This is a genomic window from Pandoraea sp. SD6-2, assembly GCF_000389825.1.
GTDB lineage: Bacteria > Pseudomonadota > Gammaproteobacteria > Burkholderiales > Burkholderiaceae > Pandoraea > Pandoraea communis.
Genome location: NZ_KB944425.1, coordinates 192,803 through 216,650, shown reverse-complemented (window position 1 = coordinate 216,650; position 23,848 = coordinate 192,803). Strand labels below are relative to the sequence as shown.

Annotated in this window: 21 protein-coding genes; 17 read left to right on the top strand and 4 right to left on the bottom strand. The window is 64.6% G+C overall.

Annotation, left to right across the window (positions count from 1 at the left end; translation table 11 throughout):
* The first annotated feature begins 18 nt into the window (after positions 1-18).
* The 10 genes from C266_RS04590 to C266_RS04545 all read left to right on the top strand — a co-directional run bounded on the left by C266_RS04590 (position 19) and on the right by C266_RS04545 (position 11,718).
* Entirely contained in the window at positions 19-660 is a 642-nt protein-coding gene (locus C266_RS04590) for a chemotaxis protein CheX (protein ID WP_010804532.1), read from the top strand.
* Between the two features lie 47 nt (positions 661-707).
* Positions 708-1,073 carry a response regulator gene (locus tag C266_RS04585; protein WP_010804531.1) on the top strand — a complete coding sequence of 122 codons (366 nt, stop codon included), beginning with the start codon at positions 708-710 and terminating at the stop codon, positions 1,071-1,073.
* 153 nt (positions 1,074-1,226) lie between these two features.
* Entirely contained in the window at positions 1,227-1,769 is a 543-nt protein-coding gene (locus C266_RS04580) for a MarR family winged helix-turn-helix transcriptional regulator (protein ID WP_081636157.1), read from the top strand.
* A gap of 303 nt (positions 1,770-2,072) precedes the next feature.
* Positions 2,073-3,329 (top strand): 3-(3-hydroxy-phenyl)propionate transporter MhpT, encoded by a 1,257-nt coding sequence (mhpT, locus tag C266_RS04575; RefSeq protein WP_010804529.1) that lies wholly within the window; start codon positions 2,073-2,075, stop codon positions 3,327-3,329.
* 140 nt (positions 3,330-3,469) lie between these two features.
* Complete coding sequence (locus tag C266_RS04570) at positions 3,470-4,612, top strand: porin (protein ID WP_010804528.1); 1,143 nt, start codon at positions 3,470-3,472, stop codon at positions 4,610-4,612.
* A 140-nt stretch (positions 4,613-4,752) separates the two neighbouring features.
* A complete protein-coding gene (locus C266_RS04565; protein ID WP_010804527.1) occupies positions 4,753-5,583 on the top strand; it encodes a p-hydroxycinnamoyl CoA hydratase/lyase in 831 nt (276 codons plus the stop codon).
* 47 nt (positions 5,584-5,630) lie between these two features.
* A complete protein-coding gene (locus C266_RS04560; RefSeq protein WP_010804526.1) occupies positions 5,631-7,082 on the top strand; it encodes an aldehyde dehydrogenase in 1,452 nt (483 codons plus the stop codon).
* Between the two features lie 82 nt (positions 7,083-7,164).
* The gene (locus tag C266_RS04555) at positions 7,165-9,045 is read left to right on the top strand and encodes a feruloyl-CoA synthase (protein ID WP_010804525.1); all 1,881 of its coding nucleotides are present in this window, start codon (positions 7,165-7,167) and stop codon (positions 9,043-9,045) included.
* Position 9,046: 1 nt separating this feature from the next.
* A complete protein-coding gene (locus tag C266_RS04550; protein ID WP_010804524.1) occupies positions 9,047-10,795 on the top strand; it encodes an acyl-CoA dehydrogenase family protein in 1,749 nt (582 codons plus the stop codon).
* A complete protein-coding gene (locus C266_RS04545; RefSeq protein WP_010804523.1) occupies positions 10,792-11,718 on the top strand; it encodes an amidohydrolase family protein in 927 nt (308 codons plus the stop codon). Before C266_RS04550 ends, C266_RS04545 begins: the two co-directional genes overlap by 4 nt.
* Before the next feature lie 12 nt (positions 11,719-11,730).
* Here C266_RS04545 and pcaQ read toward each other — a convergent pair whose 3' ends face one another.
* Positions 11,731-12,678, bottom strand: coding sequence for a pca operon transcription factor PcaQ (gene pcaQ / locus C266_RS04540; RefSeq protein WP_010804522.1), 948 nt, complete (start codon positions 12,676-12,678; stop codon positions 11,731-11,733).
* 119 nt (positions 12,679-12,797) lie between these two features.
* Here pcaQ and pcaH point away from each other — a divergent pair, with 119 nt between their 5' ends.
* The 5 genes from pcaH to pcaD all read left to right on the top strand — a co-directional run bounded on the left by pcaH (position 12,798) and on the right by pcaD (position 16,887).
* Entirely contained in the window at positions 12,798-13,508 is a 711-nt protein-coding gene (gene pcaH / locus C266_RS04535; protein WP_010804521.1) for a protocatechuate 3,4-dioxygenase subunit beta, read from the top strand.
* Positions 13,509-13,511: 3 nt separating this feature from the next.
* Positions 13,512-14,102, top strand: coding sequence for a protocatechuate 3,4-dioxygenase subunit alpha (gene pcaG / locus C266_RS04530; RefSeq protein WP_010804520.1), 591 nt, complete (start codon positions 13,512-13,514; stop codon positions 14,100-14,102).
* A 166-nt stretch (positions 14,103-14,268) separates the two neighbouring features.
* The gene (locus tag C266_RS04525) at positions 14,269-15,645 is read left to right on the top strand and encodes a 3-carboxy-cis,cis-muconate cycloisomerase (RefSeq protein WP_010804519.1); all 1,377 of its coding nucleotides are present in this window, start codon (positions 14,269-14,271) and stop codon (positions 15,643-15,645) included.
* Positions 15,642-16,067: a 4-carboxymuconolactone decarboxylase gene (gene pcaC, locus C266_RS04520; protein ID WP_010804518.1), complete on the top strand. Its 426-nt coding sequence runs from the start codon at positions 15,642-15,644 to the stop codon at positions 16,065-16,067. Before C266_RS04525 ends, pcaC begins: the two co-directional genes overlap by 4 nt.
* Before the next feature lie 13 nt (positions 16,068-16,080).
* Positions 16,081-16,887 (top strand): 3-oxoadipate enol-lactonase, encoded by an 807-nt coding sequence (pcaD, locus tag C266_RS04515; RefSeq protein ID WP_010804517.1) that lies wholly within the window; start codon positions 16,081-16,083, stop codon positions 16,885-16,887.
* 72 nt (positions 16,888-16,959) lie between these two features.
* Here the strand turns inward: pcaD and C266_RS04510 are convergent, their stop codons facing one another.
* Positions 16,960-17,886, bottom strand: a complete 927-nt coding sequence (locus C266_RS04510; protein WP_051126140.1) for a helix-turn-helix domain-containing protein — start codon at positions 17,884-17,886, stop codon at positions 16,960-16,962.
* A 280-nt stretch (positions 17,887-18,166) separates the two neighbouring features.
* Here C266_RS04510 and pobA point away from each other — a divergent pair, with 280 nt between their 5' ends.
* Positions 18,167-19,345 carry a 4-hydroxybenzoate 3-monooxygenase gene (gene pobA / locus C266_RS04505; protein ID WP_010804515.1) on the top strand — a complete coding sequence of 393 codons (1,179 nt, stop codon included), beginning with the start codon at positions 18,167-18,169 and terminating at the stop codon, positions 19,343-19,345.
* 274 nt (positions 19,346-19,619) lie between these two features.
* Positions 19,620-20,996 carry an MFS transporter gene (locus C266_RS04500; protein WP_010804514.1) on the top strand — a complete coding sequence of 459 codons (1,377 nt, stop codon included), beginning with the start codon at positions 19,620-19,622 and terminating at the stop codon, positions 20,994-20,996.
* 97 nt (positions 20,997-21,093) lie between these two features.
* On the opposite strand, the gene C266_RS04495 is transcribed toward C266_RS04500, so the two are convergent.
* Entirely contained in the window at positions 21,094-21,942 is an 849-nt protein-coding gene (locus tag C266_RS04495) for a DUF72 domain-containing protein (protein WP_010804513.1), read from the bottom strand.
* 109 nt (positions 21,943-22,051) lie between these two features.
* On the bottom strand, positions 22,052-23,806 hold the full coding sequence (locus C266_RS04490) for a chloride channel protein (RefSeq protein ID WP_010804512.1): 1,755 nt from the start codon (positions 23,804-23,806) through the stop codon (positions 22,052-22,054).
* Positions 23,807-23,848: the final 42 nt, after the last annotated feature.

The window sequence follows — 23,848 nt, the reverse complement described above, 5'->3', positions numbered from 1 at the left end:
CCATAGGAAATTACGACCATGAACCGAAGCACCCCCCGCGAGCCGGCCAGCCAGTTTTTGATCCTCGAAGACAGCGTGGAGCACGAATATCCCGAAGCGCTTGTGCGCGGCATGATCGACATCACCGACGGCGTGTTTCGTGGTCTGTTCGGTGAGATCGCCATGCACTGCGAGCCGCCCAGCGTAGTGCGCGATCGCATCATTTTCGGCGAAGTCTTCAGCCTGATCCCGCTAGAGAGCGCCTGGTGCCGTGGGTTCATGATGATGCAGGCCGAACAGGTGCCGTTCATGCAATTGCTTGAGCACACGGGCCGTTGCGAAGGCCAGGCGGGCTTTCGCGAACTCAACGGCATGCTCGGCGAGTTGACGAACCTGATCTGGGGGGCGTTCAAGAACCGCTACATGGGCGACCCCTTGTCGGTGGACCGCGCACAGATACAAGTGCCTCTGCTGATCAATCACAAGCAGAAGTACATCTCGTTCGGCACCGATAACCCGCAGTTGTGCTTTGTCTATCGACTCACCGATCCGGTCAGCGCGCAGACCGTGACGTTGCATCAGCATTTCGTATTCAGTCTGAACTGGTCGCCGGAAGCGTTTCGCGAAGCCGCACAGGTGGCCACCGAACCCGTCGAGACCGGGGCGCTGGAATTGTTCTGAGATCCCGGCTCGCACACCTACTCCCTCTTATACACAAGGACAACACCATGTCGAAGATTCTCGTGGTCGATGACTCGAGCACCGTGCGCGACGAAGTCGCGGGTTTCCTGCGCAAGAACGGCCTGGACGTGGACACGGCTATCGACGGCCGCGACGGCCTCGCCAAGATCAAGGCCAGCCCGGGCGTGAAGCTGGTCATCAGCGACGTGAACATGCCGAACATGGACGGTCTGACGATGGTCGAGAAGATTCGCGGCGAACTTGCGAACAAGACCGTCAACGTGGTGATGCTCACCACGGAAAGCAGCCCGGCGATGAAGGAGCGCGGCAAGGCCGCCGGGGTGAAGGGCTGGATCGTCAAGCCGTTCAAGGGCGACGCCGTGCTCGAAACGTTCCGCAAGCTCGCCAGTTGAACGCACGGCCGGCGTAAGCCGGTCGCGGTGCTCATCGTCGGGAGAAATCGCCGGCCGACCGTCGCCACCGCGTGGCGGCGGCGTTACACTGCTGACTTTCCCGCACCACGCGATACGCTGCGCATACCTTTTGTGCTCGATCGCCATCTCACCATGAGCGTCGTACCCCAGAAAAAGAAGTCTGCCGCCGCAGCGGCCGCCCGCGACATCCGCGCGCCGGAACCCGGCAGCGAAACGCTTGAGGAAACACCGGGCTCGGCCGATGCGCGTCCGCGCCGCTCCAAACTGCGACTGACGTACGTCATCGCCAGCCTTGACCGCCTGCTGCGCCGCCACATGTCGGAAGCGCTCGCGCCGCTCGGTCTCACGCTGGCCCAGTTCACCGCGCTGTCGGTACTCGACGCACGCGGCAAGCTATCCAACGCGCAACTCGCGCAACGTTCGTTCATCACCCCGCAGTCGGCCAACGAGGTCGTGAGCATCATGGCATCTCGCCAGTGGATCACCCGCGAGCCCGACCCCAATCACGGCCGCATCGTGCTGTTGCAACTCACCGACGAAGGCCGCCGCGTGCTCGCCCGGTGCGAGGTCGTGGCCAAGGAAATCGACGCACGCATGCGTGCCGACGTGAGCCGCGAAGACGCCGCAGTGGTGCAACGCCATATCGAAATGTTCGTGCGGAATCTGCGCGACTGACTCCGGGTTTGTCCCGAGCCGCCGATTGCTTGTATTGTCAGGTTGCTTGATATTAAATGGAGTCCGTCGACGCGAAGATACGCGCGACCGAATCCCAGTGACACGGTAAGACGACAACGACGAGCCGCACTTGCGGCATCGCCGTGCCTGTTGCACTTGCGTCGTTAATATCAGGTTTCCTGATTAAATGATCGGTGTTGACGAGCCCCCGCGTGCGTCGTCGCCGGTGTCGACTGACTTCGAATCAGGTGCTGCCCGGAGGGGCGGTAACCGAAGACCATCAAGAAGATCACAGGAGACACCATGGAAGCGAATCGGGACGGCAACGCACGTGCGTTGCCTTTGGGGGCAGACGGGGCGGCAAGCAACACCAGTCCGGTCGTGCTGACGCTGGCATTGTGCTTTGCCGTGGCGTTGCTCGAAGGTCTCGACCTCCAGTCGGTCGGGGTTGCCGCGCGCGGCATGGCCAAGGAGTTCGGCCTGAGCGTGGCGCAAATGGGCATCGCGTTCTCGGCCGGCACATTCGGTCTGCTGCCCGGCGCGATGGTGGGCGGGCGACTGGCCGACAGCATTGGCCGCAAGCGTGTGCTGATGCTCTCGGCGGCGCTGTTCGGCGTGTTGTCGATTGCGACCGCCTTCGTGTCCGACTTCTGGATGCTGGTGATCGTGCGCGTTCTCACGGGCGTCGGGCTGGGTGGGGCGATGCCCAACCTGATTGCGCTGTCCTCGGAAGCCGTGGCGCCGCGCTCGCGCGGTACGGCCGTGAGCATCATGTATTGCGGCATTCCGCTGGGCGGCGGCATCGCGGCCACCATCGGCATGCTGGCGGTGAGCGATGCCGACTGGCGGCACATCTTCTACGTTGGCGGTGTCGGCCCGCTGCTGCTGTTGCCGTTGCTGGCCTGGTGCTTGCCCGAGTCGCGTGCGTTTGCCGCCGCGGCCGCGCAAGGCCAGCGTGCCACGCCGGCACCGATGATGTCGGTGCTGTTCTCCGAAGGACGCGGCGTGTCGACCATCCAGCTCTGGCTGTCCTACTTCTGCACGCTCATCGTGCTGTACTTCCTGCTCAACTGGCTGCCCTCGCTCATGGGATCGCGCGGTCTGGCGCGCGGCGAAATCGGCTGGGTGCAGATTCTCTTCAATGCAGGTAGTGCCGTTGGTGTGCTCGTGCTCGGCTATCTGATGGATCGGGCGCGCATGTCGCTCGTGATCGGCGGCATGTATCTGGGGATGATCGCATCGCTGATCGGTCTGGCCGCCGCACAAGGCTTCAGCGTGCTCGCCACGGCGGCGTTCTTCGCGGGCATGTTCATCATCGGCGGCCAGTCTGTGCTCTACGCGCTTGCCGCCGCTTACTACCCGACCGCGATGCGCGGCACGGGGGTGGGCGCGGCCGTGGCCATCGGGCGCATCGGCTCGGTGGTCGGGCCGCTCGCCGCAGGCATGTTGCTCGCGGTGGGCAGCAGCGCAGCCGTGGTGATCGGCGCCAGCATCCCCGTGACGATCGTGGCCGCGCTGGCCGCACTCACACTCATCCGTCGTCCCCGCGCGGCTGACTGACCAGCATCAACCGGTTGGCCTCGCTTGCACGCGACGGACGGCATTCGGCTGCCCCGTCGCGTTTTTTCGTGCGCGCATCGCACGCGCACTCGCCGCCGCAAGACTGCATACATAACGACATCGATAATCAGGAGACAGGTATGGCATTTCCCTCACGCACTCGTGCGCTCGCAACCCTGGGCGCGGCCGCTGTGCTGGCTGCCCCCGGCATCGCCGGCGCGCAATCGAATATCACGCTGTACGGTATCGTCGACACCGGGATCGAGTACGTTTCTCATGCGAGCTCGAATGGCGCCGTCTGGCGTGTGCCGGGGGTGACGGGAGAGCTGCCGTCGCGCTGGGGGCTGCGCGGCTCGGAAGATCTCGGTGGCGGCCTTGCCGCGATCTTTCAGTTGGAGAGCGGCTTCAACATTCGCGGCGGCGATCTTGGGCAGGGCGGCCGAATGTTCGGCCGTCAGGCCTTCGTGGGCGTGAAGGGGCCGTACGGCACGCTGGCGCTGGGCCGGCAATACTCCATGACGTATTACGCGCTGCTGGGCTCCGACGTGCTCGGCCCGGACATCTACGGCATGGGCTCGTTCGATGCCTACATCCCGAACGCGCGTACCGATAACTCCGTCACGTATCAGGTCGGCTGGCAGGGGCTGAGCTTCGGCGTGGGCTATTCGTTCGGCCGCGATTCCGGCGGCACGGGCAACTCGCCGGGGCAGGGCACCTGCGCGGGCCAGGTGCCGGGGCAGGCGGTGCAGTGCCGCGACTGGTCGGTGATGCTCAAGTACGACGCGAGCAATTTCGGCGTGGCGGCGTCGTATGAAGAACAGCGTGGCGGCACGAATGCTTCGGCCAACTTCTTCGACGGACAGGCGCCGTCGGCCTTCAACAGCAGCAGCGACAAAGACGCGCGCGCAACCTTCGGTGCGTACTACAAGTACGGCGCATTCAAACTCGGGGGCGGATGGCTGGGCCGTCGCGTCTCGACGGCTGCCGTGAACACGCACTCGAATCTGTTCTATCTCGGTGCGGCGTACAACCTCACGCCAGCGTGGCTGGTAGACGGCGAGGTGTATCGCATCATCAACAACGATCACGACACGCGCGGCACCATGACCACACTGCGCGCTACCTATTCACTGTCGGTGCGCACCGCTGTCTACGCGCAAGCCGCTTATCTTTTCAATAGCGCACGCGCCGCGTACTCGGTCAGCGGCGGCGGTGGCGGCACCACGCCGCCCGCAGGCCAGGGCCAAACCGGCGTGATGCTCGGCATGCGTCATACGTTCTGACATCTCCGGCTAAGGGTTTTCACCGAAAACGCAATCCTTGCAATGTAAGGTTACCTGATATTAAATGTGTGTGTTGGCAACACCGCGCGCCACTCCCGGCGCGCGGCGCAAGTTGCCCCGCACACTTGGAAATTACGCAAATGAATGCATACGAAGGGCGCTGGAAAACGGTCGACGTGAAGGTCGAGGGCGGCATTGGCTGGGTGATCTTCAATCGCCCGGAAAAGCGCAACGCGATGAGCCCCACGCTCAACACCGAGATGAATCAGGTGCTCGACGCCGTTGAACTCGACGGCGACATCAAGGTGGTCGTGCTCACGGGTGCGGGCTCGGCCTGGACGGCCGGGATGGATTTGAAGGAGTACTTCCGCGAGATCGACGGCGGGCCGGAAATCGTGCAGGAACGCGTGCGCCGCGACGCATCGGATTGGCAATGGCGCCGTCTGCGCATGTACTCGAAGCCGACGATCGCGATGGTCAACGGCTGGTGCTTCGGCGGTGGCTTCTCCCCGCTGGTGGCCTGCGATCTGGCGATCGCCGCCGATGAGGCTGTCTTCGGCCTGTCGGAAATCAACTGGGGCATTCCGCCGGGCAACCTGGTGAGCAAGGCGATGGCCGATACGGTGGGGCATCGTCGTGCGTTGCACTACATCATGACCGGCGATACGTTCACCGGTGTGGAAGCCGCCGACATGGGGCTGGTCAATCAAAGCGTGCCGCTCGCCCAACTGCGCGACGCTACGCTGGCGCTCGCCGCCAAGCTGCTCGAGAAGAACCCGGTGGTGCTGCGTGCCGCGAAGCACGGCTTCAAGCGCGCTCGCGAACTCACGTGGGAGCAAAGCGAGGACTATCTGTACGCCAAGCTCGATCAGGCGCAACTGCGCGACCCGGAGCACGGCCGCGAGCAGGGCCTCAAGCAGTTCCTCGACGACAAGTCGATCAAGCCGGGTCTGCAAGCTTACAAGCGCTGAAGTGCAACGACCATCCGTAACCGAACAGACGAAAGAGGAATCGCGCAATGCATGAAGTGCAGATGCTGATCGGCGGCCAGTGGCGCGGCGCACAAGGCGGAGCGACGTTCGAGCGAATCGATCCGGTGACGGGCGAAGTCGCCACGCGAGCCCCGGCAGCCACGCTGGCGGATGCCGACGCTGCGGTCGACGCGGCACAGGCGGCATTCCCCGCGTGGTCGGCGCTCTCGCCCACGGCGCGTCGCCAGCGTTTGCTCGCGGCCGCAGAACGCATGGACAGCCGCGCGGCCGACTTCATTGCTATTGGCGCGGCCGAGACCGGGGCGATGGCCAACTGGTATGGCTTTAACGTCATGCTCGCGGCCAACATGCTGCGCGAAGCGGCGGCCATGACCACGCAAATCGACGGCAGCGTCATGCCGAGCGACGTGCCCGGCAGCCTCGCGTTGGCCGTGCGCTCGCCGGTCGGTGTGGTGCTGGGCATCGCGCCGTGGAACGCGCCGGTCATTCTCGCCACGCGAGCGCTGGCCATGCCGCTCGCATGCGGCAACACGGTCGTGCTCAAGGCGTCGGAACAGTGTCCGGGGGTGCATGCATTGATTGGTGCATGTCTGCATGAGGCAGGGCTTGGCGACGGTGTGGTCAACGTCGTCACGAATGCGCCGGAAGATGCCGGCGAGATCGTGGCGCGTCTGATCGCGCATCCGGCGGTGCGCCGGGTCAACTTCACCGGCTCCACCCACGTGGGCCGCATCATTGCGCGCCTCGCGGCCGAGCATCTCAAACCGGCGCTGCTGGAGTTGGGCGGCAAGGCACCCGTGCTTGTACTCGACGACGCCGATCTGGATGCCGCAGTCGACGGCATTGCGTTCGGCGCCTTCTTCAATCAAGGGCAAATCTGCATGTCGACGGAGCGGGTCATCGTCGATGCGCGCGTCGCTGACGCCTTCGTCGAGAAGCTCACCGCCAAGGCGGCGAAGCTGCACGCCGGGTCGCCGACATCGCCCGACAGCGTGCTTGGCGCGATGGTCAGTGCGCAGGCGGCGTCGCGCGTAGCAGCGCTGGTCGAGGACGCCCGCGAGCACGGCGCGCGCTTGCCGCTTGGCTGCCGCGTCGACGGTGCGGTCATGCAGGCAACGATTGTCGATGGCGTGACACCTGCGATGCGTCTGTACCGGGAAGAGTCGTTTGGTCCGGTGGTGACGATCCAGCGCGTGCAGAGCGACGACGAAGCGGTGACGGTGGCCAACGACAGCGAGTTCGGCCTGTCGGCGGCGATCTTCAGTCGCGATGTGTCGCGTGCCATGCAGTTGGCCAAACGCATCGAGTCGGGCATCTGCCACATCAACGGCCCCACGGTGCATGATGAAGCGCAGATGCCGTTTGGCGGCGTGAAGGCGAGTGGTTACGGCCGCTTTGGCAGTAAGGCGTCCATTGGCGAGTTCACCGAGCTTCGCTGGATCACGGTGCAAACGACCCCGCGTCACTACCCGATCTGATCAGGTCTGGGGATGAGGATGTGACCGCCCGCGAACGCGACCTAGAGCGCGTCCCGGCAGGACTGAAGCAGGAGACAGTGTTTTGAATCAAGGCAACAACACGACGGCGGCGCAGACGCCGGAGATCGCGGCGCATCGCTACCGGCCGGTGAGCATCGGCAATCCCGGCGTAGAAGTGCGGCGCGACGGCGAGTTCTGGTATCTGCGCTCACGTGAAGCGCTCGGCGACTTTCCCGAGCGTCTGACCGACCGGCTGGTGTCGGGCGCCGCTCAGCATCCGGAACGATGGCTGATCGCGCGGCGCGGTCCCGACGGCGCCTGGATCGGCATCACCTACGCGCAGATGCTGTTGCGTGCGCGCGCCATTGGTCAGGCTTTGCGCGATCGCGGCCTGTCCGAGCAGCGCCCGATTGCGATTCTGTCCGGTAACGATCTCGAACACTTCCAACTGGCCCTCGGCGCGATGTACGCAGGCGTGCCGTTCGCTCCGATTTCACCGGCCTACTCCATCGTGTCGACGGACTACGGCAAGTTGCGTCACACGCTTGGCGTGCTGCAACCGGGCCTCGTCTATGCGACCGACGTCAATGCCTACGGACGTGCCATGGATGCCGTGCTGGGCGACGACGTGATTCGTGTGAGCGCTGGCGGCGATGGCGGCACGCTGGCGTTCGACGCGCTGCTAGACACCGTGCCGCGCGATATCGACGCCGTACACGCGCAGGTCACCGGCGATACCATCGCCAAGATTCTGTTCACGTCCGGTTCGACGCGTCAGCCGAAAGCCGTGCCGACCACGCAGCGCATGTTGTGCAGCAACCAGCAGATGTTGCTGCAAACGTTCCCGACCTTCGGCGAGGCGCCACCGGTGCTGGTGGACTGGCTGCCGTGGAATCACACCTACGGGGGCAGCCACAACGTGGGCATCGCGTTGTACAACGGCGGCACCCTTTACATCGACGACGGTAAGCCGGTGACCGGCAAGTTCGAGGAGACGCTGCGCAATCTGCGCGAGATATCTCCGACGGTGTACTTCAACGTGCCGAAGGGGTGGGAGGACCTTGCCATTGCGCTCGAGAGCGATGCCGCGTTGCGCGAGCGCTTTTTCGCGCGTGTGAATCTCTATTTCTTCGGCGGTGCAGGGTTGTCGCAGGCGGCCTGGAACCGGCTCGAACGTGTGACCGAACAGCACTGCGGCGAGCGCATCCGGATCATGTCCGGACTCGGCATGACCGAGACCTCGCCGAGCTGCATGTTCACCACCGGGCCAATCATGCGGGCGGGCTACATCGGTCTGCCGGCGCCCGGCTGCGAGGTGAAGCTGGCCCCGGTGGGCGGCAAGCTGGAGGTCCGGTTCCGTGGTCCGAACGTCATGGCGGGCTATTGGCGTCATCAGGCCAGCGAGCCGGTGTTCGACGAAGAAGGCTACTACCGCACGGGCGACGCCGCGACGTTCGTTGACGTACAACAGCCGGAGATCGGTCTTCAGTTCGATGGGCGCATCACCGAAGACTTCAAACTCAGTTCCGGCACGTTCGTGAGTGTTGGGCCGTTGCGTGCCCGCGTGATTTCGGAAGGTGCGCCGTATGTGCAGGATGCCGTGGTCACGGGGATCAATCGCGACGACATCGGGCTGATGGTCTTCCCGCGGGTGGAGGACTGCCGCCGTCTGAGTGCGCTGGCGAAGGATGCCCCCCTGGCGGACGTGCTCGCCGCCGCCCCCGTGCGGGAAGTCTTCGCGGCGCTGCTGACGAAGCTCAATGCCACGGCAGGTGGCAGTGCCACTTATGTCGCTCGCCTCATGCTGCTCGACTCGCCGCCTTCGCTCGATAAGGGCGAAGTCACCGACAAGGGGTCGATCAACCAGCGTGCCGTGCAGGATCATCGCGCGTCGACGGTCGATGCGCTGCATGCGGCTCAGGCGGAAGGCGCCCATATCATTCTTGCTCCGGCACGGCGCTGACATGGACTATCGGGTGTTGCAAAGCGCGGCCGACGATATCGCGTTCGTGCTGGATAAACTCGGTGTCGGCGAAGCGCTGACACGTCTCGCGCCGTTCCGCGAATTCGATACGGCGACGCTGGTGCAGGTGGTTGACGAGGCGGCGCGTTTCTCGCGCGAAGTGCTCGCGCCGCTGAACGCCGTCGGCGACCGGGAGGGCTGCACCTGGCGCGACGGCGAGGTCCGCACGCCTGCCGGATTTGCCGATGCCTATCGTCAGTATCGCGACGCTGGCTGGCCATCGTTGCCGTGCGATCCGGCGTCGGGCGGGCAGGGCCTGCCGGTCGTTGCGCAAGTGGCGGTGCAGGAACTGACGGCGGGCGCGAATCTGGCGTGGACCATGTATCCCGGCATTTTGCACGGTGCGTACGAATGCGTGCACCGGTTCGGCAGCGACGCGTTGCGCGATGCGTGGCTCGGTCCGCTGGTGAGTGGTGAATGGCTTGCCACGATGGCGCTGACGGAACCGGGGGCGGGCAGCGATCTGGGGCAGATTCGCACGCGCGCCGAGTGGATCGGTGGGGCGAACGACACAGTCAGCGTGACCGGCGAGAAGATTTTCATCTCCGGCGGCGAGCAGGATCTGACGCCGAACATCGTGCATCTCGTGCTGGCGCGCACGCCGGACGCGCCCGCCGGAAGCGGTGGTCTGTCGCTGTTTCTCGTGCCCAAGATACTGGCGAACGGCGAGCGTAACGCCGTGCGCTGCATCGGCATCGAGCACAAGATGGGGATTCGCGGCAGCGCCACGTGCTCGATGGCGTTCGAGGGGGCGACGGGGTATCTCATCGGCAAACCGCATCGCGGTCTCGAGGCGATGTTCGCGATGATGAATTCGGCGCGTCTGCATGTGGGCGCGTCCGGGGTCGGACTGGCTCAGAACGCCTACGAAATGGCCGTGAAGCATGCTTGGGAGCGCGTGCAATCGCGCGTACCGGGTGCGGCGGCGAACGCGCCCATTGCGCAACACCCGGCGGTGTGGCGTCTGCTCGAAGGGCAGCGGGTCGCCGTCGAAGGTGCGCGCCTGCTGTTGTATCGCGCCGCGCTGGCCATCGACGAGGCCCATCACGCCGACACGGCGGACGCACGCATGAAGGCCGACGCGTTAGCGGCGCTGCTCACGCCGGTCGTCAAGGCGATGCTCACCGAGCAGGCCTTCGAAGGCGCGAGCGCCGCGTTGCAGGTCTTCGGCGGGTATGGCTACATCGAAGAGACCGGCATCGCTCAGTATCTGCGTGACGCGCGTATCCCGATGATTTACGAAGGGACCAACGAGATACAGGCTATCGACCTGATGCTGCGCAAGGTCGTCAGAGACGACGGCGAGACGTTGCGGCAATGGCTCGCATGGACACGCACGCAAGTGAATGATGCGCGAGCCATCACGACGCTCAAGGGCTTCGACGCTGCGCTGGCGGCGTTGGACGAGTGGGAAGCGCTACTGCCGTGCGTCGTCGCATTGGCGCAATCGTCGACACGCGCGGCGTTGTGCGTGACAGGGGAGGTGATGCGAGCCGTACACGGGCTGTCGATGGCGGGGCTATGGGCGCACGCGGCGCTGGCCGAGCACCGCGCCGAGGCGGTGGGCGATATTGTGGGCGACGGCAAGCGCCGGGCGGCACGCTACTGGTTGAAATTCGAACTGCCGGAGACGCGCCGCGCAATGGCGATCGTTGCGGCGCAGATCAGCGATCCGGAGACGGCCGAATGAATCTCGACAAACTCGTCGCCATCGATACACACGTGCACGCGGAAGTGTCGTGCTGCCAGCCGCCGGATCTCTTCGGCAAGGCTTTCGACGACGCGGCGGACAAGTACTTCGGTACGGTTCTCAAGCAGAATCGCCGGCCCACGATTCCCGAGACCATCGAACACTATCGCGAGCGCAACATCGGCTTCGTGATGTTCACGGTCGATTGCGAGGCGAACATCGGCCGTCGCCGTATTCCGAACGAGGAGATTGCCGGCTTCGCACAGGAGAATGCGGACATCATGATCGCGTTCGCGAGTATCGATCCGCACAAGGGGCGCATGGGCGTGCGGGAGGCGCGGCGGCTCGTCGAGGCGTTCGGCGTGCGGGGCTTCAAGTTCCATCCCACCATGCAGGGGTTCTTCGCCAACGATCGCATGGCGTATCCGATGTATGAGTTGATCGCGGAGTACAAGCTCACGGCCGTGTTCCACAGCGGGCATTCGGGCATCGGTTCGGGGATGCCGGGTGGCGGCGGGCTGCGGCTCAAGTTCTCCGAGCCGATCCATCTGGACGACGTCGCGACCGATTTCCCGGACATGAACATCGTGATCGCGCATCCGTCGTGGCCGTGGCAATCGCAGGCGCTGTCCATCGCGCTGCACAAGCCGAACGTCTATATCGATCTGTCCGGCTGGTCGCCCAAGTATTTCTCACCGGAACTGATTCAGTACGCCAACTCGTTGTTGCGCGAGAAGATGCTGTTCGGTTCGGACTTCCCGCTCATCGCGCCAGACCGGTGGTTGCGCGATTTCGAGGCCGCAGGATTTCGAGACGAGGTCAAGCCTCTGGTGCTCAAGGACAACGCAGTGAGGATGCTCGGCCTTGCACCTGAGCCGATTCAGACTGCGGGCGTTGCGGCACCGGCTCCGGCACAGGCGTGAGCGGTGCCATCCTCAGCGCAACCCCGGCCCGCCGTAGCGCACACGCGCGGCTTCGCGCATGGCGCTGATGAGGGTCTGCTCCGGTGGCGTGGGCATCGTGTCGTTGCGCCACAGGATGCCGATGGACTCCTCGGTGCCTTTCATCGCGAAGGGCAGGGTGCACAGCACGCCGTCGGCCAGATCGTCCTGCACGGTGATCTCGGAGGCGATCCACACCACGTCGTCTCGCAGGGTCATGGCGCGGGCGAGCGACATCGACAGCAATTCCGAGTAGTCGTCGAGCGTGCCCACGCCGTGCGCGCGCAAGAAACTGTCGGCCGTGTGACGCAAGATCGTGCCGTGCGGCGGCAAGATCACGTGATGGTTCGCCAGATCTGCCATCGATACGCTGCGCTGTTGCACCAGCGGATGCGCCGGGCGCACGACCACACTGAGCGGCGTCGCGCAAAGATGCTCGAACGTGAGTCCCGCCATCCCCTCGGGATCGGACATCCGGCCGAGGGCGAGCGTCGTCTCGCCCGATTTCAACTGCGTGAGCAATTGCTGGTTCGCGCCGGTATGCACTTGCACCACGATGCCTGGCCATTCGCGCCGGAAGGTTTCGAGCACGCTGGGCATCATGGCGGCGGCCAGCGTGGGCAATACGGCGATCTCGATCACGCCGCCCGTCTGGCCGACGGCGCGGGAGAGCACATCGATGCCCTGACGCAGCGCACTCACGCTCGCCCCCGCGTGCCGCAGGAACAACTCCGCCTGCGCCGTCGGCCGTGCGCCGTTGCGTCCGCGGTCGAACAAGCGCACCCCAAGCAGTCCTTCCAGTTCGGCAATCGTCTTGCTAACGGCCGGTTGCGTGATGGACAGCGCTTCGGCAGCGCGCTGAAGGCTGCCGTGCTGCGCCACGGCCAGCAGGCATTGCAAATGACGCAGCTTGATTCGTCCGTCGAGTCGATGTCTTTCCATGTCGAAAAGTTATGAAAAACCTAAGAAAATGTCAATAAATATATCCGTTGATTATGGATATAGTGTCGAAAACAAGCTGGCGCCAGGCCAGATCAGTCAACACATAACGGAGTGAGACCATGTCGGAAACGACCACCGTCCTGCGCCCCCGCGACTGGGATTCCCATCCCAAGCTCATCGACAGCGGGTACAAGTCCACGGCGCTGCGCGGCCCCAAGCAACTGCTCGTCCCGGTCAGGCAGAACCTCGCGAACCTTCGCTCGCCGGTCTACGGCCACGGCATCATCGGTGAGCTCGACGGCGATCTCACGCGCAACGCGGTTCGCAACGGCGAGCCGCTGGGTGAGCGCATGATCGTGACCGGCCGCGTGCTCGACGAAGGCGGCCGTCCGGTGCCCAATACACTCGTGGAACTGTGGCAAGCCAACGCCTGCGGCCGTTACGTGCACAAGGTCGACCAGCACGACGCACCGCTCGATGCGAACTTCCTCGGCGCCGGCCGCGCGCTGACCGACGCGCAGGGCCGTTACAAATTCCTGACCATCAAGCCCGGCGCTTACCCGTGGAGGAACCATCACAACGCGTGGCGCCCGCAGCATCTGCACTTCTCGGTGTTCGGTCAATATTTCGCGACCCGCCTCGTCACGCAGATGTACTTCCCCGGCGATCCGCTGCTGGCCTATGATCCGATCTTCCAGGCCACGCCGGCGCATGCCCGCGACCGTTTGATCGCGCGCTTCTCGATGGACATCACCGAACCCGAGTACGCGCTGGGATACGAATTCGACATCGTGCTGCGCGGTGCCGACCAAACGCCGATGGAGTCCTGAGCCATGTCCGATTATCAGCAAACGCCGTCGCAGACCGTCGGCCCGTACTTCGCTTATGGCCTGTCGCCGGAGCAATACCGCTACGACTTCAAGAGCGCTTTCACGCCCGTGGTGGCGCTGGATCGCGCCGAAGGCGAAGCCATTCGCCTGATCGGGCAAGTGGTCGACGGCGAAGGCAATCCGATCAACGATGCCCTGATCGAGGTCGTGCAGGCCGATGCCCATGGCCGCTATGTGCAGAACGCCGACGAGATCGAACGTACGGGCTTCGCCGGCACCGGCCGTTGCGGCACCGGCACGGACGCCGAGAACCGGTTTGTCTTCGAGACGATCAAGCCGGGCTCGAGCGCGCCTGGCGAAGCGCCGCGCATCGATGTGATTCTGACGATGCGGGGCTTGCTCAATCATCTGTTTACGCGTATCTATTTCGACGACGAGGCTGCGGCCAATGCGCTTGACCCCGTGCTGCAACAAGTGCCGGCCGAGCGTCGCCACACGCTGATCGCACGCCGCGAGGTGAACGGCGGGCGCGTGTCGTACCGTTTCGATATTCGCATGCAGGGCGACGAGGAGACGGTGTTCCTCGACCTTTGACATCGGTCATGCAGGGCTGACACTGGCGCGGCTTCGGGCTGCCGGCATGAAAGTGCCGGCGGCCTGTGGCCGTATCTGCATTTTTGCAACGTACAAGGGTTTTGCCCGCGAATCCCGGACTCGCGGGCAGACTTTAACCACCAACTTAACCACCATCGACCCTCCGATGACGGAACTGCTTGACTCCTTGCTGCGCGGCTCTGCCGTGACGGCGCGTTTCTCGCGCGACGCCACGCTTCAGGGCATGCTCGACTTCGAAGCGGCGCTGGCCGCCGCCGAAGCCGACGCCGGTCTGATTCCGGCCGCAGCCGTCGCCCCGATTACCGCCGCGGCCCGCGCCAGCGAATTCGACTGGAACGCCTTGCGCGACGACGCGGCGCGCGCGGGCAACCTCGCCATTCCTCTGGTCAAGCAACTGACGGCCCGCGTGAAAGCGCTCGACGCCGACGCCGCACGATTCGTGCATTGGGGCGCCACCAGTCAGGATGCCATCGATACCGGTCTCATCTTGCAAGTGCGCGGCGCCCTCGACGCCATCGGCACCGATCTCGACGGCCTCATCGGCCAACTCGCTGCGCAAGTGCGGCAGCACCGCGCAACGGTCATGGTCGGCCGCACGTGGCTGCAACATGCCTTGCCCATCACATTCGGACTCAAGCTCGCGGGCACGCTCGACGCCCTGCTGCGCGCGCGCGCCGATCTCGCGAACGTGCGCGAACAGGTGCTGTGCGTGCAGTTCGGCGGCGCTGCGGGCACGCTGGCGTCTCTCGGTGCACAAGGTGCGGCGGTCTCGGCGGCGCTTGCCCGGCACCTCTGCCTGTCGGAGGCGGCCACGCCATGGCACGGCCAGCGTGATCGCATCGTGCGCGTGGGGGGCTGGGCGGCGTCGCTGACCGGCCTGCTCGGCAAGTTCGCGCGCGATACGGCGATGCTGACGCAAACCGAAGTCGGCGAAATTGCCGAGGCTTCCGGGCCGGGCCGTGGCGGTTCGTCCACCATGCCGCACAAACGCAATCCGGTCGGATGTGCCGCCATGCTGGCCGCCGCCGCCCGCACACCGCAACTCGCTGCCACGCTCTTCGCCGCGATGCAGCAGGACCATGAGCGTGGTCTGGGCACCTGGCATGCCGAGTGGGAGACGCTGCCCGAGCTGCTCATGCTGTGCGGCGGCGCACTGGCCACAGCACGCACGCTCATCGACGACTGGACAGTGGATACGGCGCGCATGCGAGCGAATCTCGAGATCACGCACGGGCTCATCATGGCCGAAGCCGTCACGATGGCGCTTGGCGAAGCGATGGGGCGGCTCGAAGCACACCGCCGGGTCGAGGCGTGTTGTCGCGAGGCCATTGCCCAGCAACGCCATCTGTTCGACGTGCTGTGCGAAAACGAGGAAATCACGCGCGTGCTTTCCGCCGACGCACTTGAGCGTCTGATGAACCCGCAACATTATCTGGGCGCTGCCGAGACGTTCGTGAGCCGGGTGCTCGCGCTCGCCGACGCCGCTGCGCCGACCTCTCAACCCGGCAGGAAATCGAAATGAACGATCAGGAACGTTACGACAACGGTATGCAGGTGCGCCGCGCCGTTCTCGGCGATGCACACGTGGACCGCACGCTCACGCGCCGCAATGAATTCAACGACGACTTTCAGAACTTCATCACGCGCTTCGCCTGGGGCGACGTGTGGACGCGTCCGGGGCTCACGCGCCATATGCGCAGCATGATTACGCTCTCGCTGCTGATCGCACTCAATCGCGGCGACGAGTTCCGCATGCATGTGCGCGCCGCGTTCAACAACGGCGTGACACGTGACGAAATGAAGGAGCTGTTCATGCACGCTGCGCTGTATTGCGGTCTGCCAGCGGCCAATCAGGCGATCCACGACGCCGAGAAGGTCTTCGCGGAGATGGAAGCCGCCGAGCCGGGCTCGACCACGCGCGTGCGCGATGACGCACAGCGCTGAGGAGACGAGCCAAATGACGACGGAACGTCTTATCGAGGTGGGCGACGCCATGCTGCGTGTGGCCATCGACGGCGACGATCGGGCACCGGCGCTCGTGCTGTCCAATTCGCTGGGCACGACGCTCGACATGTGGGCGCCGCAAGTGGCCGCTCTCGCGCGCGAATTTCGCGTGATCCGTTATGACACGCGCGGACACGGCGGTTCGTCCGTGACGCCGGGGCCGTACGCCATCGCGCAATTGGGACACGATGTGATCGCACTGCTCGACGCCTTGCATATCGAGCGCGCGAGTCTGGCCGGGGTCTCGATGGGCGGCATGACGGGCATGTGGCTGGGCATTCATGCGCCGCAGCGGCTCGAGCGTCTGGCGATCGTCTGCTCGTCCGCGCATATCGGCGGCGAGGATGGCTGGAACGCCCGCATTCGCGCCGTGCAGGCCGACGGCATGAGCGCGGTCGCCGATGCGGTGGTGTCTCGCTGGTTCACGCCCGAGTTCGCGCAACGCGAACCCGCGTTCATCGAACGCATGAAAGCGATGTTCCGGTCGCTCTCGGCAGACGGCTACGCTGCGGCGTGCGCAGCCGTGCGCGACATGAATCAGCTTGACGAGATTGCATCGATCACGGCGCCGACGCTGGTAATTACCGGCTCGGGCGATCTGGCGACGCCGCCCGCGATGTCGAGTGCGATGGTCGAACGTATTCCCGGTGCACAGCAGGTCATCGTGCCGGGGGCGCATCTGTCGAACATCGAGTGCGCGCCGGCTGTCACCGAGGCGCTGCTGCGCTTTTTGCAGGGGAAGACGCCGGCGAGCGCGTAAGCGCCGACTGCCTGCGTGAGCACGGGGGCGAGGCGCTCGACGGAGCCGCCTCGCCAACCCGGCCGAGTGTTGTCATTCGTCGCCCAGATGGGTGTTTTGCGCCTTGCGCCGGAAGGCCGACGGCGTGACGCCGACATGCCGTTTGAAGACCCGGCAGAAATACGCGGGGTCCTGAAAGCCCAGTTCGTAGGCAACATGCGAGACGGGGGCGGGGATGTAGATGAGCTTGCGGCGCGCTTCGAGCATCAGGCGGTCCTGCACCAGGTCGAAGGCCGATTTTCCGGCGATGCGGCGGCACAGCCGGTTGAGCTTGCTCTCGGTGATATGCAGCCGTTCCGCGTAGGCCGGTACGGCCCAGGCTTCGGTGTAATGCGTCTCCACCAGCGCGCGAAAGCGGGCGAACAGATCCAGCTCCGTGCGCCCGGAGCGGGCTGCGGAATCGTGAAGCGCATGCAGCCTCGCGAGCAACAGCAACACGCTGCGCGTGAGCCATCCGACCATTTCCGCGTGCCCCAGTTGCGGGCGCGAAAACTCGTCCATGATCAGGCCAAGCAACGTGTAGAGACGGTCGCGCGTTTGCGGCGCATCGCCCAGCGAGAAGAGCCATGGCTTGCTCAGCAACGACTCCATATCGGCGTCGGCCCCGATGGCCGCGTCGAAAGGCACGCTCTGCGCCATCGTGAGGACGAAGCCGTGTGCGCCGCGCGAGAAGCGGAAGTTGTGCACGGCGGACGGATGCACCGTGATGACGGCCGGACCTTCGACTTCCCATGTCGCGTCGTCGACGTTTGCCTCGACCGTTCCCTCGAAAATCGCCAGCACCTGAAAGAGTCCCAGATGCCGATGGGTATCGATATGCCAGTCGTAGAGGCGGCTGCGGGTTTCGATCCACTCGATATGGATGAAATCGGCACTGTCGGTTTCCGTCAATTCTCCATACAGCGAGAATTCCGGAATCGTCTCGCGCGCCGCGCGCAGCCGGGGTGACGCGCCTGACATACTGGTTTTCCCTTGGGCGAAGTTGTCGAAAAAGTACAAGAAAGTCGTCGATTCATCCATTCAACACGCCGTGCGTGCTCCATAAGATATGACGCATTCGCCCCTCGTGACAAGGCGTGAACGCGTTTTTAGACATGCTCGTTTACGCGCAGTCCTAAGCGGGTGCAGCGTGCGCAAGACAACCAAGAAATGCAATCCGCACGCCTGCCGTTCACCTGTCGCGACATGACCCGGCCCGAGCGCGCCGGACGAGGGCGGAGCAAATCTGAGGAGACAATTCATGCGTACCCATTACCCCGTCGTCATCGTCGGCGCCGGTCCCGCCGGCTTGCTGCTTTCCCATCTGCTGCACCTGCAAGGTATCGAGTCGATCGTGCTCGAATCGCGCTCGCGTGCAGCCGTCGAGTCGACCATTCGCGCCGGTGTGCTGGAGCAGGGCACGATGGACATTCTCAACGAGACGGGCGTGGGCGAGCGTATGCGGCGCGAAGGCGCGGTGCACCATGGCGTCGAGTTGGCGTTCGACGGTCAACGTCATCGCATCGCGCTGACCGAACTGACCGGGCGCGCCATCACCGTCTATGCGCAGCACGAAGTCATCAAGGATCTGATTGCGGCGCGTGAAGCGGCACAAGACGAAATTCTGTTCGACGTGTCGGACGTCTCGGTGCACGACATCGATAGCGCACAACCGAGCGTGCAGTTCACCGTGCAGGGCAAGACGCAGCGTTTGACGTGCGACTTCATCGCGGGATGCGACGGTTTTCACGGGGTGTGCCGCCCGGCCATGCCCGCATCGGTGCGCAAGGAATACCAGCGGGTGTACCCGTTCGGCTGGTTCGGTGTGCTGGTCGAGGCGCCGCCGTCGTCCGACGAACTGATTTACGCCGCGCACGAGCGCGGGTTCGCGCTGATCAGCACGCGCTCGCCTACCGTGCAACGGATGTACTTCCAGTGCGATCCGGCCGAGCGTGCGGAGGAATGGAGCGACGAACGCATCTGGGGCGAGTTGCACGCGCGTACGCAGACCCACGACGGTTGGCGTCTCAAGGAAGGTCCGATCTTCCAGAAGAATGTGGTCGCCATGCGCAGCTTCGTCGCCACACCGATGCAATACGGCCGCCTGTTCCTCGCGGGCGACGCCGCGCATATCGTGCCGCCGACAGGGGCCAAGGGGATGAACCTGGCCGTCGCAGACGTCTGGCGTCTGGCGCGTGCGCTCGACGACTTCTTTCATCGCGACAGCGAGACGGGGCTTCAAGGCTATTCCGAAGCGGCGCTCAAGCGGATCTGGCGCGCCGAGCACTTCTCGTACTGGATGACGCGCATGCTGCATCGGATCGACGATGCCACGCCGTTCGAACAACAAATGCAGCGCTCGGAGCTTGAGTACGTGGTCAGTTCGCGCGCGGCGTCGCTCATGCTGGCGGAGAACTACGTGGGGCTGCCGCTCGTCTGACGACAGGCGGCGCAGGGATAGCACCACCGGTGTGCGATAGCCGCCACCGGTGGCCGCGTGCATAACCGTCCGTTATGGATGGCCTGACGAAAGATCATTTTGACGGGCAGTTGAAAGACGTACAGTAGCGGCAGAAATCGACGCCGCCGCACCGCTGCGTCAAGACAGTGACAGGCGCCTCCCCCCAGACAGCCGGGCGCGCAGAGGCGGCGACGAATTCAAGAATAATAATGGGATGACAAACGGGGCGGCCACGCCCCGAGGAGACAGTTTCATGAGTCAATCGCGCGCGGTGGACGTGCCCGCCTATATCAACGCACAACGATTTTCCGGCTATCAATGGCTGGTACTGATCCTGTGTTTCTTCGTGGTGGCCATCGACGGCTTCGATACGGCGGCTATCGGTTACATCGCCCCCTCGCTTGTGCAGCAATGGCATATCGATCGCGGCTCGCTCGGGCCGGTGCTCTCGGCCGCGCTCTTCGGCCTGGCAGGCGGTGCGATCTTCGCCGGGCCGCTCGCCGACAAGTTAGGGCGCAAGACGCTGCTGGTGCTCTCGGTCGTCTTCTTCGGCATTGCGAGTCTCGCCACCGCCTTTGCGCAGGATCTCGACACGCTGACCGCGCTGCGTTTTCTCACGGGGCTGGGGCTTGGGGCGGCCATGCCCAACGCCGTGACGCTGATCTCGGAGTACGCGCCGGAGTCACGTCGTGCCGTGATCGTCAACACCATGTTTTGCGGCTTCCCGCTCGGGGCATCGATCGGTGGGTTCGTCGCCTCGTGGCTGATTCCGCACTTCGGCTGGCATAGCGTGCTGGTTCTCGGCGGCGTACTGCCGTTGGTGCTCTCGGTGCTGCTCATCCTGTGTCTGCCGGAATCGGTGAAGTTTCTCGTCGTGCGGCAAAAACCGATTGAACATGTGCGCCGCATACTGTCGCGCATCTCGGGCGAATCGCTCAGCGATGTCGGCGAGTTCACCGTCAACGAAGCGGCACCGAAGCGCGCGGGATCTGCCGTGAGCGTGGTGCTCTCGAAGCAGTACGGTTTCGGTTCGGTGATGTTGTGGCTCACGTACTTCATGGGGCTCGTGATCTTCTATCTGCTCACGAGCTGGATGCCGATCCTGTTCAAGGATGCGGGTTTTACCATCGAACGCGCCGCGCTCATCACGGCCCTGTTCCCGCTGGGCGGGGGCATCGGCACGGTGCTGTCGGGCTGGCTGATGGACAAGTTCAACGCCCAGAAAGTGGTGGCCGTGGGGTACGCGCTCACCGCAGTGCTGGTGTATGCGGTCGGTCAGGCGATAGGCAATATCGGCTTGCTGGTGGCGCTGATTTTCCTTGCCGGCACCGCGATGAACGGTGCGCAGTCGTCGATGCCGTCGCTCGCCGCCATGTTCTATCCGACGCACGGGCGCGCCACGGGCGTCGCGTGGATGCTCGGCATCGGGCGCTTCGGCGGCATCGCGGGGGCGTTGCTGGGGGCCGAATTGATGCGCCGTCATCTGGGCTTTTCTGCGACATTTTCTCTGCTGGCCATTCCGGCCGTGATCGCCACCGTCGCGCTGCTGGCAAAAAACGCGTGGGAGCGTGCGCGAGGTCATCTTCCGGCGACGTCGAACGACGCGCGCAACTCTGCCGCCATGCATTGACGTCCGTCGCGTCGATTGATCGCAGTCTTGGCAGTTTGTGATGCGGCGCCCTGGGCGCCGCATTTTTATTGCACGGTGCGCACCTGCCGGGGAGCGGTCAGCGTTTCGCCAAGGCGTCGATCATCGCCATCGCGGTAGCGGGATTGCGTTCCTTGAAGCCGCTGATGATATAGAGAAACACATCGCGGTGTTGGACCTTGGGCGGGGCGCCAGCGATGGTGTCGAGATCCTTTGGTGCGCCGCCTTGCGCGAAGGTTTTTGCGCGCGCCAGCCACTGCGTCATCGCCTTCGGGGCGTAGCCGAGCGTGTAGCGTTCCTCCGTCCCCATGAGACGCGCGTAGACGAACGGGGCGGTGACATCGGCAATGCAGGGGAATTTCGCGTCTCCGGCAAGGACGATTGCCATGTGGTACTTGCGCGCCAGCGCGACGAACTCGGGCACGGCAAAACTCTCGTGCCGGACTTCCAGCGCATGACGGATTGGATGGCCACCCGCCTTCGCCGGAAGCAGACTCAGGAAATGCTCGAAGTCTTGCGCGTCGAACGCTTTCGCCGGCGCGAATTGCCAGTTCACCGGGCCGAGTTTCTTGCCCAGTTCGAGCACGCCGCTGTCGAAGAAGCGCTCGACCGATTCGCCCGCTTCACCGAGCACGCGCCGATGCGTGGCGTAGCGCGATGCCTTGACCGAAAACACGAAGTCGTCCGGGGTTTCCTCGAACCAACGGCGAAATGTCGACGGCTTTTGCGAGCCGTAGAACGTGCTGTTGATCTCGATGGAAGTGAGGTGTCGGCTGGCATATTCGAGTTCGCGGCGCTTCGGCCACTTATCAGGATAGAACGTACCTTGCCATGGCGCGAAATTCCAGCCGCCGACGCCGATACGAATGTGATTTCCGGGCGACGTGCGGGTCGCAGCCGGCGCTTTGGAGGTTTGAGTCGTCGCCATCGGCTGTTGCGCATGGCGCCATGCGCATTCGGTGGGAAGAAGTCCCCGATGGTGACGTCATGAGGCGACGCGCGTCAATGGGGGCGACGGCACGTCGCCGCACCGGAGATCAATTACGTCGGCATCCGAGATGAAGCATGCGCTCGCGCACCTCCTCTTCGGCGCGCCAGTGTTCGGCCGGTTTGACCAGATCGCTGCGGCTGATGATGCCAACGAGCTTGCGCGAGGTGGCATCGCTCACCACAGGCAGGCGCTCCAGATGGTGCGCGGCGAAGCGTGCCGACACGATCCGCCCTGTCTCCGAAGGCAGCGCAACGAGCGGCGGATTGACACCGTACAACTCGCCCAGCGTTGTCAGCCCTTGTGCCTGAGCGCGCCTGAGCGCCTGCCTGTCGACCATGCCCAGCAAGGCGTGCGACGCATCGACCACGGGGTAGGCGCGATGGCGCTGACTCGCACCGAAGGCTTCCTTCGTCGCATCCTCGATCGACATGATGTCGCCCAGCGCTACCGGCTCGCGTGTCATCAACTCGCCCACATGCAGGCGTTCCAGCGGGTCGACGCCGTATTCGCGATGGATGTGACGCCCGCGTCGCGCGATCTTCTCCGTCATGATCGAGCGCGGCATGATCCAGATCGTTACGCCATACGATACGCCGCAAGTGAGCAGCAGCGGCAGCAACGCATTCACGTCGTGCGTGAGGCCGAGTGCGAAGACGATGGCGGTCAGCGGTGCACCCAGCACGCCCGCGAGGGTGGCGGCCATGCACACGAGCGCCCACAGCGAGACATCGCCGCCGGGCAGCACCGGCGCGAGCAGCGTGCCGAGCCCTGCGCCGATCATGAGCAGCGGGGCGAGCACCCCGCCCGAGGTGCACGAGCCCAGCGCAATCGCCCAGATGATCGCCTTGACGAGCAGCAGCGCCAGCGCGGCATGCAGGGTGAAGTGTCCGGCGAGCAGGTCTGCGATGACGTCGTAACCGACGCCCAGCGCGCGCGGCTGGAAGTCGCCGCCGATGCCGACCGCCAGGCCACCGATGGCTGGCCACCACATCCAGTGCACAGGCAGCTTGTGAAAGCCGTCTTCGATGGCATACAGGGCGCGCGACATGCCCGCAGACAGGATGCCTGCACCCCCCCCCGCGAGCAGACACGAGAACAGCGCGACAGGGGCGACGTCGGGGGTTGCCATGGGGAAGAGGGGGCCGGCTTCGAGCATCAGCGGCCGGGCGAAGCCGGCGACGGCACAGGCGACGATCACCGGCAGCAGACTGCGCGGACGCCATTCGAACAACAGCAGTTCCACGGCAAGCAGGACGGCAGCCACCGGTGTGCCGAACACGGCCGTCATGCCGGCGGCGGCACCCGCGACAAGCAGCGTCTTGCGCTCGGCGGCGCTCAGATGGAAGTACTGGGCGACGAGCGAACCGATGGCGCCGCCCGTCATGATGATCGGACCTTCGGCGCCGAACGGGCCGCCACTGCCGATCACGATGCCCGACGACAGCGGTTTGAGGATGGCCACACGCGGCGACATCTTGCTCTTGCCGAACAGAATCGCCTCGATGGCCTCTGGAATGCCGTGGCCGCGAATCTTGTCGCTGCCGAATCGCGCCATCACACCGACGATGAGGCCCCCAATGACGGGCAGCACGATAGCCACGGCCCCCAGCGTGTGATTGGCGGGTGAGCGAGGGGCGAACGACAGTGTCTGGTAGAAGAAAAGGTTGGTGAAGCCTTGAATCAGGTGCAGCAGCAGCCACGCGGCGGGCACACCGCAAAAACCGATGACGGTGGCCAGCGCAAGCAGTCGCGGCAACCCCGGCGCCCGCGCAAAGTCGCGGGCATGCGGGGGTGCGGCCATGGTCGAGTGAGGTGAAACGGTGTGGGGTGCGGAATCCATGAC